The 16,482-nt window shown below is 74.0% G+C and carries 12 protein-coding genes and 1 pseudogene; 3 read left to right on the forward strand and 10 right to left on the reverse strand.

Annotated features, from left to right (window positions below):
• Positions 1-129 precede the first annotated feature (129 nt).
• The 6 genes from ACFW9D_RS33065 to ACFW9D_RS33090 form a co-directional block, all read right to left on the reverse strand.
• Complete coding sequence (locus tag ACFW9D_RS33065) at positions 130-1,317, reverse strand: thiolase family protein (protein ID WP_188335798.1); 1,188 nt, start codon at positions 1,315-1,317, stop codon at positions 130-132.
• 277 nt (positions 1,318-1,594) lie between these two features.
• Positions 1,595-2,239, reverse strand: a complete 645-nt coding sequence (locus ACFW9D_RS33070; RefSeq protein WP_384628178.1) for a LuxR C-terminal-related transcriptional regulator — start codon at positions 2,237-2,239, stop codon at positions 1,595-1,597.
• A complete protein-coding gene (locus ACFW9D_RS33075) occupies positions 2,230-3,984 on the reverse strand; it encodes a sensor histidine kinase (protein WP_384628181.1) in 1,755 nt (584 codons plus the stop codon). The genes ACFW9D_RS33070 and ACFW9D_RS33075 overlap by 10 nt, the downstream gene beginning before the upstream one ends.
• Positions 3,985-4,072: 88 nt before the next feature.
• On the reverse strand, positions 4,073-5,524 hold the full coding sequence (locus ACFW9D_RS33080; RefSeq protein WP_384628184.1) for a glyceraldehyde-3-phosphate dehydrogenase: 1,452 nt from the start codon (positions 5,522-5,524) through the stop codon (positions 4,073-4,075).
• Between the two features lie 86 nt (positions 5,525-5,610).
• Complete coding sequence (locus ACFW9D_RS33085) at positions 5,611-6,795, reverse strand: GDSL-type esterase/lipase family protein (RefSeq protein WP_384628187.1); 1,185 nt, start codon at positions 6,793-6,795, stop codon at positions 5,611-5,613.
• Positions 6,796-6,824: 29 nt separating this feature from the next.
• The gene (locus ACFW9D_RS33090) at positions 6,825-7,403 is read right to left on the reverse strand and encodes a TetR/AcrR family transcriptional regulator (RefSeq protein ID WP_188335802.1); all 579 of its coding nucleotides are present in this window, start codon (positions 7,401-7,403) and stop codon (positions 6,825-6,827) included.
• A gap of 82 nt (positions 7,404-7,485) precedes the next feature.
• On the opposite strand from ACFW9D_RS33090, the gene ACFW9D_RS33095 reads away from it, so the two are divergent.
• Positions 7,486-7,977, forward strand: a complete 492-nt coding sequence (locus ACFW9D_RS33095; protein WP_188335803.1) for an FBP domain-containing protein — start codon at positions 7,486-7,488, stop codon at positions 7,975-7,977.
• A gap of 60 nt (positions 7,978-8,037) precedes the next feature.
• Here ACFW9D_RS33095 and ACFW9D_RS33100 read toward each other — a convergent pair whose 3' ends face one another.
• From ACFW9D_RS33100 to ACFW9D_RS33110, 3 genes are all read right to left on the reverse strand, one after another.
• A complete protein-coding gene (locus tag ACFW9D_RS33100) occupies positions 8,038-8,394 on the reverse strand; it encodes a DUF4333 domain-containing protein (RefSeq protein ID WP_188335804.1) in 357 nt (118 codons plus the stop codon).
• Positions 8,395-8,489: 95 nt separating this feature from the next.
• Positions 8,490-11,606, reverse strand: coding sequence for an alpha-N-acetylglucosaminidase TIM-barrel domain-containing protein (locus tag ACFW9D_RS33105; protein ID WP_384628191.1), 3,117 nt, complete (start codon positions 11,604-11,606; stop codon positions 8,490-8,492).
• 127 nt (positions 11,607-11,733) lie between these two features.
• Positions 11,734-12,396, reverse strand: coding sequence for a DUF6226 family protein (locus ACFW9D_RS33110; protein WP_384628194.1), 663 nt, complete (start codon positions 12,394-12,396; stop codon positions 11,734-11,736).
• Between the two features lie 114 nt (positions 12,397-12,510).
• Here ACFW9D_RS33110 and ACFW9D_RS33115 point away from each other — a divergent pair, with 114 nt between their 5' ends.
• Positions 12,511-14,574 carry a DUF4139 domain-containing protein gene (locus ACFW9D_RS33115; protein ID WP_384628197.1) on the forward strand — a complete coding sequence of 688 codons (2,064 nt, stop codon included), beginning with the start codon at positions 12,511-12,513 and terminating at the stop codon, positions 14,572-14,574.
• 3 nt (positions 14,575-14,577) lie between these two features.
• Positions 14,578-16,140, forward strand: coding sequence for a mucoidy inhibitor MuiA family protein (locus ACFW9D_RS33120; RefSeq protein WP_384628199.1), 1,563 nt, complete (start codon positions 14,578-14,580; stop codon positions 16,138-16,140).
• A gap of 27 nt (positions 16,141-16,167) precedes the next feature.
• Here the strand turns inward: ACFW9D_RS33120 and ACFW9D_RS33125 are convergent.
• A pseudogene (locus tag ACFW9D_RS33125) lies at positions 16,168-16,482 on the reverse strand (hypothetical protein); the annotation flags it as partial.

Genomic DNA, 16,482 nt, shown 5'->3' on the forward strand with positions numbered 1-16,482 from the left:
GGGAGCGTGTGGGGGCGCCCTGGTGGGGGGGTCCCCGCGAGTGTTGGTGTGGGTTCTCGCGCTGGCGGGGGGGCGGGCCCCCCGGGGCCCCGGGACCCCGCGGCCGACGTCCTGACGTGGTACGGAAGTTCAGCCGCGCTCGACGAGCACGGCGCTGCCCTGGCCGACGCCGACGCACATGGTGGCGAGGCCGCGCCCGGCGCCGGTGCGGCGCAGACGGTGCAGCAGGGTGGTGAGGATGCGGGCGCCGGAGCAGCCGAGGGGGTGGCCCAGCGCGATGGCGCCGCCGGTCGGGTTGACGAGCCCGGGGTCGATGCCGAGGGCGTCGACGCAGGCCAGGGCCTGGGCGGCGAACGCCTCGTTGAACTCGGCCTCCTGGACGTCACCGATCCCCCAGCCGACGCGGGCGAGCGCCTTCTGTGTGGCGGGGACGGGGCCGATGCCCATGACGTCGGGGTGGACTCCGGCGGAGGCTCCGGCGACGTAGCGGCCGAGGGACTCGAGGCCGAGGTCGTTCAGGGCCTGCTCGCTGACGAGGAGGAGTCCGGCGGCGCCGTCGTTCATCGGGGAGGCGTTGCCCGCGGTGACCGAACCGCCCTTGCGGAACACGGGCTTGAGGCCGCCGAGCTTGTCCAGGGAGGTGTCGGGCCTGATGCATTCGTCGGCGTCGACGACGACCCCGTCGGGCCGGGTGACGGGCAGGATCTCGGCGTCGAAGAGTCCGTCCTTGCGGGCGGCGGCGGCGCGCTGGTGGCTGCGCAGGGCGAAGGCGTCCTGGGCCTCGCGCGAGACCCCGTACCGCTCGGCGACCTCCTCGGCGGTCTCCCCCATCGCGAGGACGCCGTGCAGGTCCTTCATCTTCGGGTTGACCAGGCGCCAGCCGAGGCGGGTGTCGTAGGTCTGCATGCTGTGGGGCAGCGCGTCGTCGGGGCGGGGCAGGACGAACGGGGCCCGGCTCATGGACTCGGAGCCGCCCGCGAGCACGATGTCGGCCTCGCCGGCGGCGATGGTGCGGGCGGCGGTGGTGACGGCCTCCAGACCGGAGGCGCACAGCCGGTTCACGGTGGCGCCGGGCACGGTCTCGGGGAGGCCCGCGAGCAGCGCGGCCATGCGCGCGATGTTGCGGTTGTCCTCGCCGGCCTGGTTCGCGGCGCCCCAGTAGACGTCGTCGATCCGGGCGGGGTCGAGGGCGGGCACGTCGTCGATCAGGCCCCGGATCACGGTCGCGGCGAGGTCGTCGGGCCGGACGGTGGAGAGGGACCCGCGCAGCTTCCCGATCGGGGTGCGGCGCGCGGCGGCGAAGTGGACAGGACGCACGGTCAGCTCCTGAGGTGACGCGGACGGTACCAAAAATTAGCACTGCTAGTTTTGGACTATAGACCCGGCGCTCGGCCCCTGGGAAGAGCCGTCCGGGCGGGAAAGAGGTACCCGGCGCTCCGCATCTCAGGGCTGGCCCTGATGTCCCGGCCCGCCCGGCTCTCCTAATCTGGAGCTCCGGCACCGCTCCGCGGACGACGTACGGGGGACCACGGGGGAGCACGGGGGACGGCGTCGTCTCCGGAGCGGACAGCCGGAACCTCTTGGGTGCGCGGCCTCAGCCGCGCAGGTAGGTGAGCACCGCCATCACCCGGCGGTGCTCCATGAGGTCGGGTTCCAGGCGCAGCTTGGTGAAGATGTTCCGGACGTGCGTCTCGACCGTCTTGCCGCCGATGACCAGTTTCTGCGCGATGGCCTCGTTGGACCGCCCTTCCGCCATCAGGGCGAGGACGTCCCGCTCCCGCCCGGTGAGCGTGCCGAGCGGTCCGGCGTGACCCGGACCCTCCATGAGCCGGGCGACGACCAGGGGGTCCAGCACGGTCTCCCCCGCCGCGACGCGTTCGAGGGCGCCGCGCAGCTCGTCGATGTCGGCGACGCGCTCCTTGAGCAGGTAGCCGAAGCCCTCGGGCCGGTCGGCGAGCGCCTGCACGGTGGCGGAGGTCTCGACGTACTGGGAGAGCAGCAGGACGCCGATGCCGGGGTGCGCCTCGCGCAGGGCGGCCGCGGCGAGCAGGCCCTCGTCGGTGTGGGTGGGCGGCATGCGGATGTCGAGCAGCACCGCGTCCGGCGCGTGTTCGGCGGCGAGCGCGAGCAGCGGGCCGGGGTCGCCGAGCTCGGCGGCCACCTCGATGCCCTCGTCGGTCAGCAGCCGGACGATGCCCTGCCGCAGCAGTGCCGAGTCCTCGGCCACGATCACACGCACGGCAGCTCCGCCCTGATCCTGGTCCCGCCGCCCGCGGGACTGTGTATGTGCAGTACGCCGTCGACGGCGGCGAGCCGGTCGGCGAGGCCGCGCAGGCCGGTGCCGCGGGCCGTGTCGGCGCCGCCGACACCGTCGTCGACGGCCTCGACGACGAGCCGGCCGTCCTGGTGCCGCGCCGAGACGCTGACCGCGCGGGCGCCGGCGTGCTTGGCCGCGTTCGAGAGGGCCTCGCAGACGGTGAAGTACGCGGTCGACTCGACGAGGGGGTCGTAGCGCCGGGCCTCGGCCGCGACGACGACCGGCAGGGCGGCCTCCCTGGCCAGCGCGTTGAGCGCGGGGGCGAGGCCTTCGCGGGTGAGGACGGCGGGGTGGATGCCCTGGGCGATGCCACGCAGTTCCTGGATGGCGAGGCGCAGGCTGGACTCGGCCTCGTCGGCGGCCTCGCGCAGCTTCTCGTCGGGGTGCTCGGCGAGCCCCTTCTGCACCCGGCGCACGGACATCAGGGCGAACACGAGCCGGGCCTGCGCGCCGTCGTGCAGGTCGCGCTCCAGGCGGCCGCGCTCCTCGTCGGCGGCGCGGACGATGCGGGTGGCGACGTCCTTGGCACGCGTGCGCAGCCACACGTTCTCCAGCGCGAGACGCAGGGCGGCGGCGACGGACGCGAGCAGTTCGGGGTCCTCGGCGAGCGCGCGGTCGTGGTGGAGCAGGGCGAGCGGGCGGCCGTCGGCGGCGCGGACCGGGGTGCGTCCGGGCCCCTCGGGGTTGACCTCGCGGCCCGACCCGTCCACGTAGCCGCCGCGCTCCTCGCGCCACAGGCCGAGCCGGAGCGTCGGGTCGCCGAGGACGCGGACCAGGGCCTCGCGCACGCGCGCGGGATCGGGGTCGGTGCCGACGTCGATCACGAGCCCGCTGACCTCGGCCCGCTGCAGGTGCAGGCGCAGCAGTCCGCCGAGGAAGGCGAAGGGGACGGCGACCTGGGCCAGGTCGGAGAGCAGATAGACGGCCTGCTCCCCCAGCGAGCCGACCTCGCCGAACCAGGGGACGACGTAGAAGAGCATGTCCCACATGAGGAAGGCGACGGCGACGCCGATGCCGATCCAGGCGGGGAGCAGGGCGCGGCGGCGGGCGGCGGAGGCGTGCCGCCAGCGCTGGACGACGGCGACGGCAGCGACGACGGAGACCAGCCAGCCGGCCGCGTGGTAGGCGGCGTCGAAGGTTCCGAAGAAGCCGTCCCACGCCGGTACGTGCAGCAGGTTCGGGCCGCAGTTCCGGCAGTCGAGGTAGGTGGCGCCGGTCTCGCGCCGGGGGTCGAACAGCAGGGTGCGGATCAGGCCGCCGACGGCGACGAGCCCATAGGTGAACAGGACGAGGCGGCGGGTCAGGACGGTGGTGAGGCGGCCCTCGGGGAAGGAGAGCATGAGGTGCAGGAGGATCGCCATGTTGAGCGCCTCCCACCAGGCGCCGAAGGCGAACAGGGCGGGCACGGAGGTGCCCTGGAGGTTGCCGAAGAACCAGGTGATCCCCTCGGCGACCATGAGCCGGCCGGTGTGGTTGGCGGGCCTGCGCCGCCAGGCGACGAGACCGGCGACGACGTACGCCCAGCCGACGGCCAGGTCGCGCACGAGGTCGCTCGCGGACGCACCGGCCCGTGCGTAGGCCCAGGATCCGACGCCGCCGGACAGCACGGCGAGGGCCGCGGCCCCTGTCAGCTGGAACCGAACCGTCCGCTTCCCCTGACTGTCCACGGTCACACGTTAAGCCATTTCTGAGGAGGACACGGAAGCCGCCCCCGCGCGGGAGCGGGAGCGGCTTCTGTGGCAGGCGCGGGGACCGTCAGACGGTCGCGAGCGGCACCGGGAACGTCGGGTACTCGACGCCGGAGACGTGCTGGACGACCCGGATGACCTGGCACGAGTAGCCGAACTCGTTGTCGTACCAGAGGTAGAGGATCGCGTTGTCGCCGTCGACCTTGGTGGCGCCGGCGTCGACGATCGAGGAGTGACGCGAGCCGATGAAGTCGCTGGAGACCGCGTCGGGCGAGTCGGTGAAGTCGATCTGGCGCTTGAGCGGCGAGGTCAGCGAGATCTGGCGCAGGTGGTCGAGGACCTCCTCGCGCGAGGTCTCACGGCCCAGGCGCAGGCTCAGGATGGCGATCGAGACGTCCGGGACGGGGACGCGGATCGAGCTGCCCGTGATCGGCGCCTTGAGGTCCGGGAGGGCCTTGGCGACGGCGGAGGCGGCACCGGTCTCGGTGATCACCATGTTGAGCGGCGCGCTGCGGCCGCGGCGGTCGGCCTTGTGGTAGTTGTCCAGCAGGTTCTGGTCGTTCGTGAACGAGTGGACGGTCTCCACGTGACCGCGCAGCACGCCGAACTCGTCGTCCATCGCCTTGAGCGGCGGCACGATCGCGTTCGTGGTGCAGGACGCGCAGGAGATGACCTGCTCGTCGGGCTTGATCATGTCGTGGTTGACGCCGTGCACGATGTTCGGCACGTCACCCTTGCCGGGCGCGGTCAGGACGACCTTGTCGATGCCCGGGCGCAGGTGCTTGGACAGGCCCTCGCGGTCCCGCCACTTGCCCGTGTTGTCGATCAGGATCGCGTCCTTGATGCCGTACACGGTGTAGTCGACCTCGGAGGGGTCGTTCGCGTAGATCACCTTGATCGCGTTGCCGTTGGCGACGATCGTGCTGTTCGCCTCGTCCACGGTGATGGAGCCCTGGAACTGGCCGTGGATCGAGTCGCGGCGCAGCAGCGAGGCGCGCTTGACGAGGTCCTGCTCGCCGCCGCCGCGCACGACGATGGCGCGCAGGCGAAGGCCCTTGCCGGAGCCGGCCTTCTCGATGAGGAGGCGGGCGACGAGGCGGCCGATGCGGCCGAAGCCGTAGAGGACGACGTCACGGCCGGAGCTGCGCTCCGCCTTGTTGGCACCGGTGGCACCGGCGACGGCCTCGGCGGTGAACTCCTCGACGCTCAGACCGCGCTCGTCGGTCTTGTACGTCGCGGCGAGCATGCCGATGTCGATCTGCGAGGGCCCCAGGTCGAGCGAGGTCAGGGCCTGCAGGAACGGCATGGTCTCGATGACCGAGAGCTCCTCGCCGGCGATCTGCCGGGCGAAGCGGTGGGTCTTGAGGATGCTGACCACCGACTTGTTCACCAGGGAGCGGCTGTGCAGCAGGACGTTCACGTCCCGCTCGCGGTGCAGCTTCCCGATGATCGGGATCATGGATTCCGCGGTCTCCTCGCGGGTGTTCCAATTGGTGAACGAGTCGTCGTTGACAGTCACTGGCACATCTTTCGAGCTAGGCGGCGCTCATATGCTAACCCGACCGTCCGCCGGTCCGTCGTCGGCCCCTGCCCCGGACGCCTCGCTCACCGGTCGGCGAAGGCTCCTCCGGGCCCGAAGACCCGCTCGGCGAAGCGCTCCCCGATGCGCCGGTGGGCGGCCGCGTCCGGGTGCAGTTCGTCGGGCAGCGGCAGTTCGGCGTAGTCCGCGGCGCCGTACAGCTCGCGCCCGTCGAGCAGGTGGAGGCGCGGGTCACCGGCCGCCCGCTGGGCCACCACCCTGGCCAGCTCCTCGCGGATCACCTCGAGCGTGAGCTTCCCGTACGCGCGCTCCGCGGGGTCGCCCAGCGCGGCGAACTTCAGCTGCCCGTCGGCGAGCGAGGAGAAGTCGGGGGCGCCCGGTCCGGGGGTCCGCTCGTGGATCGGGCAGAGGATCGGCGAGACCACGAGCAGCGGGGTCTCGGGGTGGCCCTCCCTGATGGTGTCGAGGAAGCCGTGGACGGCGGGGCCGAAGGCGCGCAGCCGCATCAGGTCCAGGTTCACCAGGTTGATGCCGATCTTGACGCTGACGAGGTCGGCCGGGGTGTCGCGCAGGGTGCGGGCGGTGAACGGGTCGAGCAGGGCGCCGCCGCCGAAGCCCAGGTTCAGCAGCTCGACCCCGGCGGCGGACGCGGCGAGCGCGGGCCAGATCGCGGTGGGGCTCGCGGCGTCGGAGCCGTGGCTGATGGAGCTGCCGTGGTGCAGCCAGACCGGGCGGCCGCCGTCGGGCAGCGGCTCGACCGGGGCGTCGGCGCGCAGGGCGACGAGTTCGGTGGTCTCGTTGTGCGGCAGCCAGATCTCGACGTCCTTGACCGTGCCGTCGAGGCCGTCGAGGCCGTCGAAGCGGAGGGTGCCGGGCGCGCCGGGCGTGTGCGCGAACGTGCCCTTCGTCATGTCGACGGTGATGACGTGGCCGCCGGGCACGGACCCCTGGGCGAGGAGCCGGCCGTCGACGACGAGGTCGTAGACGCCGTCCGGGCGGGGCGGCACGCCGACGTAGGCGCGCTTGGTCGGCAGTGTGTCCAGTTCCACAACCGTGGCGCGGGTGCGGAAGGCGAGGCGGACGCCGGAGGGCTGGGACTCCGCCATGGCGAGCTGCCCGTCGGTGTTCTGGGCGCGGGCCCACGCGGGCAGCCGGTGCGGCAGCAGTCCGCCGCGCTCGGTCCGCTCCGCCTCGAGGGCGCCACGCAGGAGCGCGGGGGTCAGGTCGGCGGGTGTGAGGGGCGGGGCCATGGCGGGCCTCTCTGTGAGGGGTCGGCGACCTAGGAGGCGTTCGGGGCGGGCCAGTTGCGCAGGAGGGCGTCGAGGGCGTCGAGGGTGCGGGTCCACGACTCGTCCGAGTCGGGCGCGCTGTGACTGAAGCCGCCGGACGCCTCCAGGCTCACGTAGCCGTGGAAGACGCTGCCCAGGAGTCGTACGGCGTGGGTCTGTTCGGGCTCGTCGAGGTCGTAGCCGCGCAGCACCGCCCGCGTCATCCGGGAGTGCTGCGGGCCCGCGCTCGCGGCGGCGGTCTCGGGGTCGAGGCGGAGCTGGCCCGCCGCGTACCGGCCGGGGTGCTCGCGGGCGTAGTCGCGGTAGACGTTCGCGAGCGCGACGAGGGCGTCCTTCCCGGCCCGCCCGGCGAGGGCGTCGACCGCGCGGTCGGCGAGCTCCTGGAGGGCGAGCAGCGCGATCCGCACCTTCAGGTCGTGCGAGCTCTTCACGTGCGAGTAGAGGCTCGCGACCTTGACGTCGAAGCGGCGGGCGAGCGCCGAGACGGTCACCTGCTCGAAGCCGACCTCGTCGGCGAGCTCGGCACCCGCCTCCGCGAGCCGTTCCGCGTTCAGCCCCGCACGCGCCATGACACCCCTTCCGCGATGCTCCAAAGTTCCGAACTCGATTATGCGTTTGCCTAAAGCTTTTAGGCAACTTAGCCTCGCTCTTATGAAGCCACTGACAGAGCAAGAGATCCGCGCCTCGTTCGTGAACTGCACCAAGGGTGAGGCGAAGCGCCTGTCCGTGCCGCACGATCTGGCCGACCGCCCCTGGGACGACCTGGACTTCTTCGGCTGGCGCGATCCGCAGGCCCCCGACCGCGGCTATCTCGTCGCGCCGCTCGCCGACGGTCTGCGCGGCGCCGCGCTGCGCAGCACGCACGCGCCCTCGGGGCAGAACCGCCGCAGCCTGTGCCGGCTGTGTCTGACCGCGCACACCGGCGGCGTCTCCCTGATGGTCGCCCCGAAGGCGGGCAAGGCCGGCAAGCAGGGCGACTCGGTCGGCGCCTACATCTGCAGCGACCTCGCGTGTTCGCTGTACGTACGCGGGAAGAAGGACGCGGGGATGGGGTCGCGGCTGCCCGAGACCCTGACCCTGGAGGAGAAGATCGAGCGCACCCTGGGGAACCTGACCGCGTTCTTCGCGAAGATCACCGCATGAGACACGCGTCGAGGCCGCACCCCGCGCTGACACGGAGCCGGCCTCGACGGGTGCGACGCGTCAGTTGCCCGGCGCCGGGGAGGCCGTCTTGTCGGCCTCGATGTCGAACTTCATCTGCTTGCCCTCCACCGAGGTGACCTTGACGGAGACACCGAGGCTGCTGCCGTCGCTCGCGGTGAGCGTGCACCGGCCGGTGGCCCCGACCTTGCCCTCCAGGTCCTCGGGGCAGGTCACGTCCGGCTTCGGCTGACCGGTCTGCGCCGCGAGCGTGGTCGCGATCTTGTCGGCGACCTTCTCCTTGGACATCTTGGGCGTCGAGGTGCCCACGTGCGCCTCGACGGAGCAGCCGGCGAGCAGCGCACAGGCGGCGACCGCGACGAGAGCCGGGACACCTGCGGACAGTCGGGGCTTGATCATGAAGGGGTTCTCCGTCGAACGGTCGCGGGAGCGAATCTGCGGCTGGGACCACGGCAGCCTAGTGGCTGCCCCGGCGGCTTCGCGGGCCGACCGCGTCAGATCCGCAGCCGGTCGAAGGTCACGAGCCCGCGCGCCCCGCTGCCCCCGCCCGCCGCCGTCATGAACGCGCCCACGTCCTGCGCCGCCCCGGCCCGCGCGAGGGTCGCCGTCCCGACCGTGGTCCAGGTGGACCCGCCGTCGGTGCTGAACTCCCCCTTGTACGCGGTCCCTTCCCGCGTCAGCCGCAGCTCGACCGGCGCCGCCAGCGAGCCGCCGCCCGCGGAGAGGAACGTCTCCAGGCGGCCGTCGCCGCCCGCGTCCCAGCTCAGGACGACGCCGTTGGCCGGGGTGAGGGCCAGGTTCACGAACCCGGCCGCGCCGTTCGTGGCGAGGTCGTCGCGGACGACGAGGCCGGCGCGGGCCCAGTTGCCGGTCCGGTCCTGCGAGAGGATCCGTACGGACGCGGAGCCGCCCGCGGCGAAGGCACCGGGACGGTACACGGCCCCGAACTCGTTCGTCCCGCCCCACAGATCGGCGCCACCGCCCTCGATGGCGAACGTGTCGCCGGACTGCCCGAACACGGCACTGTTGAACGACACGGTCCGGTACGGATCCTGGACGGCTCCCCCCGCCATGACGCGCACTCCGGCGACGGCGGCGCCCCGCTCCCGACCCGACCGGTACGCGGCGTCGACGCGGATCCGGGCCACGATCTCGGCGGGCGTCCCCGTGAGCGTGAGGGTGAAGCGGGCGGTGAAGGTCGCGCCGGGCGCCACCGAGTCGGCGGTCACCGGCCCGTCGGGCACGGCGGTCAGCCCCTCGGGCACGTCGAGCGCGAGCGTCACGTCACGGGCGGCCGTGAAGCCGTTGTGGTTGGTGAACACGACCTCGACGCCGGCGGGGTGGCCGGCGGAGACCGTGCTCTGAAGGGCCTTGGCCCGTACCGACGCCTGGTCCGCGCCGTCGGCGAGAGCGTCGCGGATGCGGCGGGCGAGCGCGAGGATCGACCCGGTGGTGCGCGTCGGGTGCGTCTCGTGGCCGTGCGCCCAGCGGTCCTCCAGCGCGAACCAGTCGATCGCGGCGGGCCGCTCCCCCGACTCGAGCGCGGCGGACAGCGCGTCGAAGTACGTCTTCCAGCGCTCGCGGTAGAGGCCGCCGACGAGCCCGGCCCACTCGCGGTTGGCGTAGTCGTGCAGACCGCCGTCCTCGCTGCCCGAGCGGCCGCCCCAGGTGGTGAGGAGGGACCGGGCGTCGTACTCCAGGCGGTCGCGCTCGGCGGCGTCGGCGCCCCAGGCGCGCGCGTCGGCGATCCAGCGGCCGAGGAGGTGCTGTCCGGAGGTGGCGAGGGCCTGGTCGAGGAGGTCGGTCCACGTGAGCCAGGTGCCGGTCAGCCGCTGGAACAGGGCGCGGTCCCCGGCCTCGTAGGCGGACTTGATCTGCGGGAGCAGGATGCGGCTGCGGTTGGAGAGCACCTGCCGGGTCACGTCGAGCAGGTCGTACCGGTAGGCGCTGGAGCCTCTCAACTCAGGTGCTACGGCAAGCAGTTCAGTCAGGGCCTCGTCGAAGGCGGCCAGGTCGTAGCGGGGCGCGGCCGGGCTCCACGACGCCGCGTTGGTGGCGGTCAGGGAGGGGCGCGCGCCGAACAGGCCGTCGGGCGGCTCGCTCCAGGAGTCGGTGCGCCGGGTGCCGTACGCGGTGCGGCGCAGCACCTGCCAGGCGGCGGCCGCGTGCGGGTCGTCGCCTCCGTAGCGGGAGGCGGCCCACCGGTCGAACCACTCCTCCAGGTCGACCGTGCCGGGTGTCCAGGCGAGGTCGCAGAGCAGGGCGAGGGCGGCCGGGTTGTTGTCGGCGCCCTCGGGCATCGCGGCGATCCCGGACAGCTTGCTGCCGGTCTTGTCGCGCCACTTCGGGTAGGTGTCCACCCAGTCGGGGGTGTTGGCGCCGAGGGTGGTGTGTCCGCCGAAGTTCCAGATGCTGCCGTACGCGTACGGGGCGCCGGCCCAGTCGCGATCGCGGTCGGTGACGCTCGGAAAGCGGTCGGAGAGGCCGTCGACGACGAGCATCCGGGAGGTGTCGACGGCCTCGACGATCTCGCGGCGCGGATTGTTCTGCCAGCCGAGCAGCGCCCACACGGCGCCCGGCCTGGCCTTCTGCAGGCAGGCCTCGACGGCGCGCGCGGCGTCGCCGACGGGCACGTCACCGGCCCGCCCGCCCTCGTGCAGCAGGTCCATCTTGTACATGCCGCTGGGGCCGAGCCGTTCGCCGAGCCGGGCGTAGAACTCGGCGCCGACCTCGGCGAACGCGGGCGTGCGCGGGTCGAGCCAGTCGGGCCGCTCGAAGCCGACCCAGGTGCCCTGCGGGACGACCTTCGCGCCGGGGTTGCGGTCCGGGAAGCCGCCGGGGACGGTGCCGAAGTAGCCGGGGAACACGGGGGTCATGCCGAGCTCGCGGACCCGGTCGGCGACCTTGCGGCCCAGTTCCGCGCGGCGCTCCAACAGGCCGCGGCTGACGGGCCCGCCGAACCCTGACATGTTCTGCAGCAGCCACCAGGGCTGGTGCGCGGGCGCGGGGATCCAGGAGAGCAGCTCGGCCTCGGAGTAGCCGAAGCGGCGGAAAGTGTCGTGGTAGACGGCGTCCGCGCCGAGCGTGACGAGCACCTCGTTGAAGCCGTGCAGGGCGAGGACGTCGAGCTCGCGCTGCCAGGAGTCCCAGTCGCGGTAGGGGCCGGTGTAGCCCTCGTTGGTGTCGTTGAAGGCGAAGCGGTGGGCGACGTTCGCGCCCGCGGCGATCTCACCGTCCGGGGCGGGCAGCCGGTGCGGCAGGTCGAGTTGCTCGCCGTTCCAGGTGATGGACGCGTGCGCGGTCTCGCGGAGGTAGGCGTGCACTCCGGCGAGCAGGACGGCGGGGCTCGTCCCCTCGACGACGACGCGTCCGCTCGTCCCGGTGACCCGGTAGCGGTCGGCCGCGCCGGCGACCGGCCGCAGGACGAACTGCCCGTGGTGGCCGGGGAGAAGGCGGCGCAGCGCCGCTTCGGCGGGACCGGTGTCGAACCGTCCGTCGGACGCGGCCTGCGCGGCGCCGGCGCCGGGCGCGGGCAGCACGAGGAGGGCTCCGCCGAGCGCGGCGGTGCCGGTGAGCAGACGTCTGCGGGTGACACCTCTGTGGTCGTTCACATGCGTCCTTCCGGAGCGGCCCGCCGGTGCGCGAGGGCAGGCGACAGGACGAGGATGCAAGAACTTGATTGATCCATCCATTTTTCAAACAGGATCAGTCAGGTGTCAACGGGTGGTCGAGACCTGTTCACACCGTTTCCCAGGCCCGCCCGACGACCACGTCGTACGGGGACGTCCCGGCCCGCGCCTGCTCCAGGGCCCCGCCGACACCGGGCAGCGGACGCTCCCAGTCCGCGGCCGACCATCCGTCGTGCAGGGCCGTGATCGTGCGGCCGCGTCCGGCGTCGACGTGCACGAACTCCCCGGTGACGACGGCCAGTACGGCCTCGTCGAGCACCTCCAGAATGCCCGCGGAGCCGTCGTCGCAGGCGTCGCAGCCGCAGTCCGGGACCAGGGCGGCCGGCACGGCGGGCTCCCCCGCGCCGACCGTGAGCACGGTCCGCGGCACGCCGTCGATCGCCCCGAACCCGAACAGGAGCGGCACCGCGCCCGCACCGCCGAGCGGCCACAGCCGTACGGCCTCGTCCACGGAGACGGCGGGCTCCCCGCGCCACAACGCGCCTGCGGCCCGCGGGATCCGTTCCTCCCGCGCGAGCCCGAGCCCGCACAGCGCGCGCGTCCACGCCTCGGCGCGAGCGGCGAGGACGCGGTACTTCGCGGGGTCGAGGCAGCGCGAGTACTCCTCGTCCGCCGGCTCCCGGTCGGCGTGCGGATCGGGCCAGGGCGGGGTGTCCGCCCCGGTCTCGGCGAACGCCTCGTCAACGGCCCTGAGCAGTACGGATCGGTCCATGCCGGGGACCTTACGCGGGCGTCGCGGAGGCTCCGATTCCGTCGGGCAGGACGTAGGGTTCGAAGCGGCCGGCCGCGGGCCGGCGGCGTACGGGAGACACGGGGAGGAGCGGCGATGGCGAACGCGGCGAAAGAGTCGTGGAGTTCGGAGCTCACGTCGGTGGTGGTGTACGCGCGGGGCGCGGTGTGCGTGCGCCTGGCCCGGGGCGCCGTCCCGGAGGACGGCCGGGTCCGGGTGACGGGACTGCCGCGCACCCTCGACCACGGATCGCTGCGGGCCCGGGTGCTCGACGCCTCCGGTGTCCGCGTGACCGAGGCCCGGGTCGTCGTCGAGGCCGAACCGCCCGCGCCCCAGGCCCCCGAGGACCTGCGCCGCGAGGTGGAGCGTCTGTACGAGGAGCAGCGCGCGGTCCAGACGCGCCGGGACCGCCAGAGCCGCCGGATCGACGAGGTCGCCGCCCTGCGCCCGGTGGCGCCGCCGCGCCGGCGGGACGAGCCCGCGTACCGGCGCACCCCGGTCGGCGCGTGGCTGGAGCTCGCGGAGTTCGTCGACGCGCGCCTGACGACGCTGCACGCCGGACTGGCCGAACTGGACGAGCGCCTGCGGGTCCTGGAGCACGAGATCGACCTCGCCACGGACCGCCTTGCGCGTGCGTCGACGGACGCCCCGTCCTCCCCCGTGCCGACCACGGTCGCGGCCGACCTCGTGCTCACCGGGCCTCCGGGCGAGGTCCGCGTCGAGCTGGAGTACCGGACGCCGGGCGCGGTCTGGGTCCCGTCGTACCGGCTGACGCACCTTCAGGGCGAGGGCGGCGGCCGCCTGGTGCTGCGCGCGTCGGTCGCCCAGCGCACCGGCGAGGACTGGACCGGGGTGCGCCTCGGCCTGTCCACGGCCGATCTGCACCGGCCCACCGGGGTGCCGGTCCTGCGCTCGGTCCGCATCGGCCGCAGCCAGCCCGTCCCGGCACCGTCCGGCTGGCGCGAGCCCCCGGCGGGGCTCGGCGAGCTGTTCGCCGGGTACGACGGGGCGGGACCGCGGCCGCTCGCGCCCAGAGGTGCCGTGGCCGGCGGGGCCGCCGACCTCTCCGAGGACTTCGAGCTGGAGCCCGCGTCGACGCCCGCGGCCGCGCCGCAGCGGGCTCGCCGTGCGCGGACCGGCGGCGCCCGGCCCAGGGCGGCCGGGTTCGGTGCCCCGCCGCCCGCCGCGCCGGCCCCGCCCGGCGGTATGCCTCCGGCGTACGGCGGCGCCCCGGTGCCCCCGCCGGCTCCCGGGGGTCCGGTCCCGGCCCCGCAGGGCCTCGCCGGAAGTCCCGTACCCCCGCCTCCCCCACCGCCGCCCGGCCCCCCGCGGCCGAGCGACGCCGAACTCGACTACGCGGACCTGGTCCTGGCCGGCCCCGAGACCCCGGCCGCCACGCGCGGACTGCTCTCACCCGGTACCCCGGCCGACCCCGTGGCCGTCCAGTACCGGCGCCGCGCCCAGTCCGTGTCCGCGCTGGCGCTGCCCGCCCACGCGGTGCGCCCGCGCGAGTCGGCCGGTTCCTTCGACCACCGCTACGACGCCCAGGGGCCCGCCGACATCCCCTCCGACGGCACCTGGCACACCGTCACCGTCACGGAGCTGCCGGTCGGTCTGCGCACCGAGTACCTGTGCGTGCCGTCCGTCGAAGAGACCGTGTACGCGACGCTGGTCGTCTCCAACGCCACCGACCAGGCCCTCCTGGCGGGCCCGGTCGACGTCACGGTCGACGGCGATCCACTGCCGACCACGGCGCTGCCCACGCTCGCGCCGGGCGGCACCGGCCGGGTCGGGCTCGGGCCCGCCGAGGCGATCCGGGTGGCGCGCCGCACCGAACAGCACGAGTCGACCGCGGGTCTGCGGAGCACGACCACGGTGCTCACCCACCGTGTCCACGTGGAGCTGGCCAACCGGCTGCGGCGCCCGGTCACCGTAGAGGTCCGCGAGCGGGTCCCCGTCACCTCCGAGTCGGACATCCGGATCGAGGAGCGCGCCGACTGGACCCGCCCGGCCGACGGCGAGGGCCCCGACCGACACGTTCCGGGCACCCGCCTGTGGCGCGTCGAGGTGCCCGCGGGCGACACCGCCGTGCTGGACGGCGGCTACGAGATCCGGATCCCGGCCGCCAAGGCCCTCACCGGCGGCAACCGGAGGAGCTGACCCATGACCCAGAACATCCCGTTCGACGCCCCGCTGCCCGTCACCGCGGTGACGTGTCTGGAGGATCGCGCCCAGATCGAGCGCACCACGGAGGTCGAGCTCCCGGCCGGCGTCCACCGGCTGCGCCTCGGCCCGGTCGGCGCGCTCGCCGTCGACCGCAGCCTGCACGCCGAACTGACCGGCGCCGAAGCCACCGTCCTGGACGTACGGATCGTGCGGGCGTGGACCCCGCGCGGCCCCCAGCCGCCCACCGAGGACGACTCCCCGCTGCGCCACCGGCTCCACGCCCTCACCGAGGAGCAGCAGAGCCTGGAACAGCACCGCGACCGCCTGACCGCCCGCCTGGACGTGCTCGCGAAGCTGGCCACGGACCTCCTGCGGGACATCGCCGAGGGCGCCGGCACGGGCGAGAGCGAGCCGGAGCGCTGGAGCACGGAGCTCGACCGGGTGGACGCCGAGCGCGCCACCCAGGAGGACGAACTCACCACGGTCACAGGCCGCCTGAGCGACGTGACGGACGAACTCGACGAGACCTACCGGGTGTTGAACCTCTCCGAGTCCGAACCCCCCTCCCTCACCGCGCACGTGGAACTCACCGTCGAAGCCGCGGCACCCGCCCGCGCCGGCCTCCGCCTGACCCACCTCACCCCGTGCGCCCTGTGGCGCCCCGCCTACCGGGCGACCCTCGACGGCGGCCAACTCACCCTCCAGACCGACGCGATGGTCTGGCAGCGCACGGGCGAGGACTGGTCGGACGTGGCCCTGACCCTGTCGACGGCCCGCTCCACCCGCGCCACGACTCCGCCCCGGCTCGTCGAGGACCGCCTCACCCTGCGGGACCGCTCGACGGAGGAGCGCCGCACGGTCGCGGTCGCCGTGCGCGAGGAGGACATCAGCGACGTCGGCCCGCTCGAGGTGTCCGGCCTCCCGGGCGTGGACGACGGGGGCGAGACCCGCGTCCTGCACGCCCCGTCCCCCGCGTCCGTCCCCTCCGACGGCCGCGCCCACCGCGTCCCGCTCACCACGGCGACGGCACAGGCCCGCACGGAACAGGTCTGCGCCCCCGAGCTCTCCCCTCTCGTCACCCAGGTCGCCCGCTTCACGAACCCCACGGGCCACGCCCTGCTCGCGGGCCCCGTCGACCTGATCCGGGGCAGCGGCTTCACGGGCCGCGGCACGCTCCCCTTCACGGCCCCCGGCGCACCCCAGGAACTGTCCTTCGGCACCGCCGACACCTACCGGGTCACGCGCAGAACGGAAGAGTCCCGCGACACGACGACGCTCACCCAGCGCACCGTGATCACCCGCACGGTCCGCCTCCACGTCTCCCGCTTCTCACCCCCCGGCGAGACCGCCCCCGAGACGATCACCCTGCGCGAGCGCGTCCCGGTCTCAGAGGTCGCGAACGTCGACATCCGCCTCCGCAAGGAATCCTGCGACCCGTCCCCCGACACCCTCGACACCGAGGGCATCGCCCGCTGGGACCTCACCCTGGCCCCGGGCGGCCGGGCGACGGTGACGCTGGTGTACGAGGTGGTGGCGGGGGCGAAGGTGACGGGGTTGTAGTCCGGCGGGCGGGGCGTCGGCCCGGCGTCAGCGCCGCTCCGACTCCTCGCCCACGTCCGACGTCCCACCCACGACCGATTCCTCGCCCGCGGCCGGTTCGGCATCCGGCCCGGCCGCACGGCGACGGCGGCGCACCAGTACGACGCCGCACACCGCGAGCGCGAGCACCACGACCCCGGCCACGCCCCAGGCGGTGTGCCGGGTGAACAGCCACCGCAGGAAGGCGAGCGCCCCCGTGCCCACGAGGCCGTACAGCGTGGCCCAGGCCGCGCCGCCGACGAAGAGGGCGGGGAGGTAGCGGCGCAGGGGCATGCGGAGGGTGCCGGCGACGAAGTTGACGGC

The sequence above is a fragment of the Streptomyces sp. NPDC059524 genome, from assembly GCF_042749255.1.
Taxonomy (GTDB): Bacteria; Actinomycetota; Actinomycetes; order Streptomycetales; family Streptomycetaceae; genus Streptomyces; species Streptomyces xanthii.

Coding starts and splice junctions, on each gene's coding strand:
- ACFW9D_RS33110 (WP_384628194.1), bottom strand. CDS start 12,396: ATGGACCGATCCGTACTGCTCAGGGCCGTTGACGAGGCGTTCGCCGAG.
- ACFW9D_RS33120 (WP_384628199.1), top strand. CDS start 14,578: ATGACCCAGAACATCCCGTTCGACGCCCCGCTGCCCGTCACCGCGGTG.
- ACFW9D_RS33115 (WP_384628197.1), top strand. CDS start 12,511: ATGGCGAACGCGGCGAAAGAGTCGTGGAGTTCGGAGCTCACGTCGGTG.
- ACFW9D_RS33095 (WP_188335803.1), top strand. CDS start 7,486: ATGAAGCCACTGACAGAGCAAGAGATCCGCGCCTCGTTCGTGAACTGC.
- ACFW9D_RS33100 (WP_188335804.1), bottom strand. CDS start 8,394: ATGATCAAGCCCCGACTGTCCGCAGGTGTCCCGGCTCTCGTCGCGGTC.
- ACFW9D_RS33090 (WP_188335802.1), bottom strand. CDS start 7,403: ATGGCGCGTGCGGGGCTGAACGCGGAACGGCTCGCGGAGGCGGGTGCC.
- ACFW9D_RS33085 (WP_384628187.1), bottom strand. CDS start 6,795: ATGGCCCCGCCCCTCACACCCGCCGACCTGACCCCCGCGCTCCTGCGT.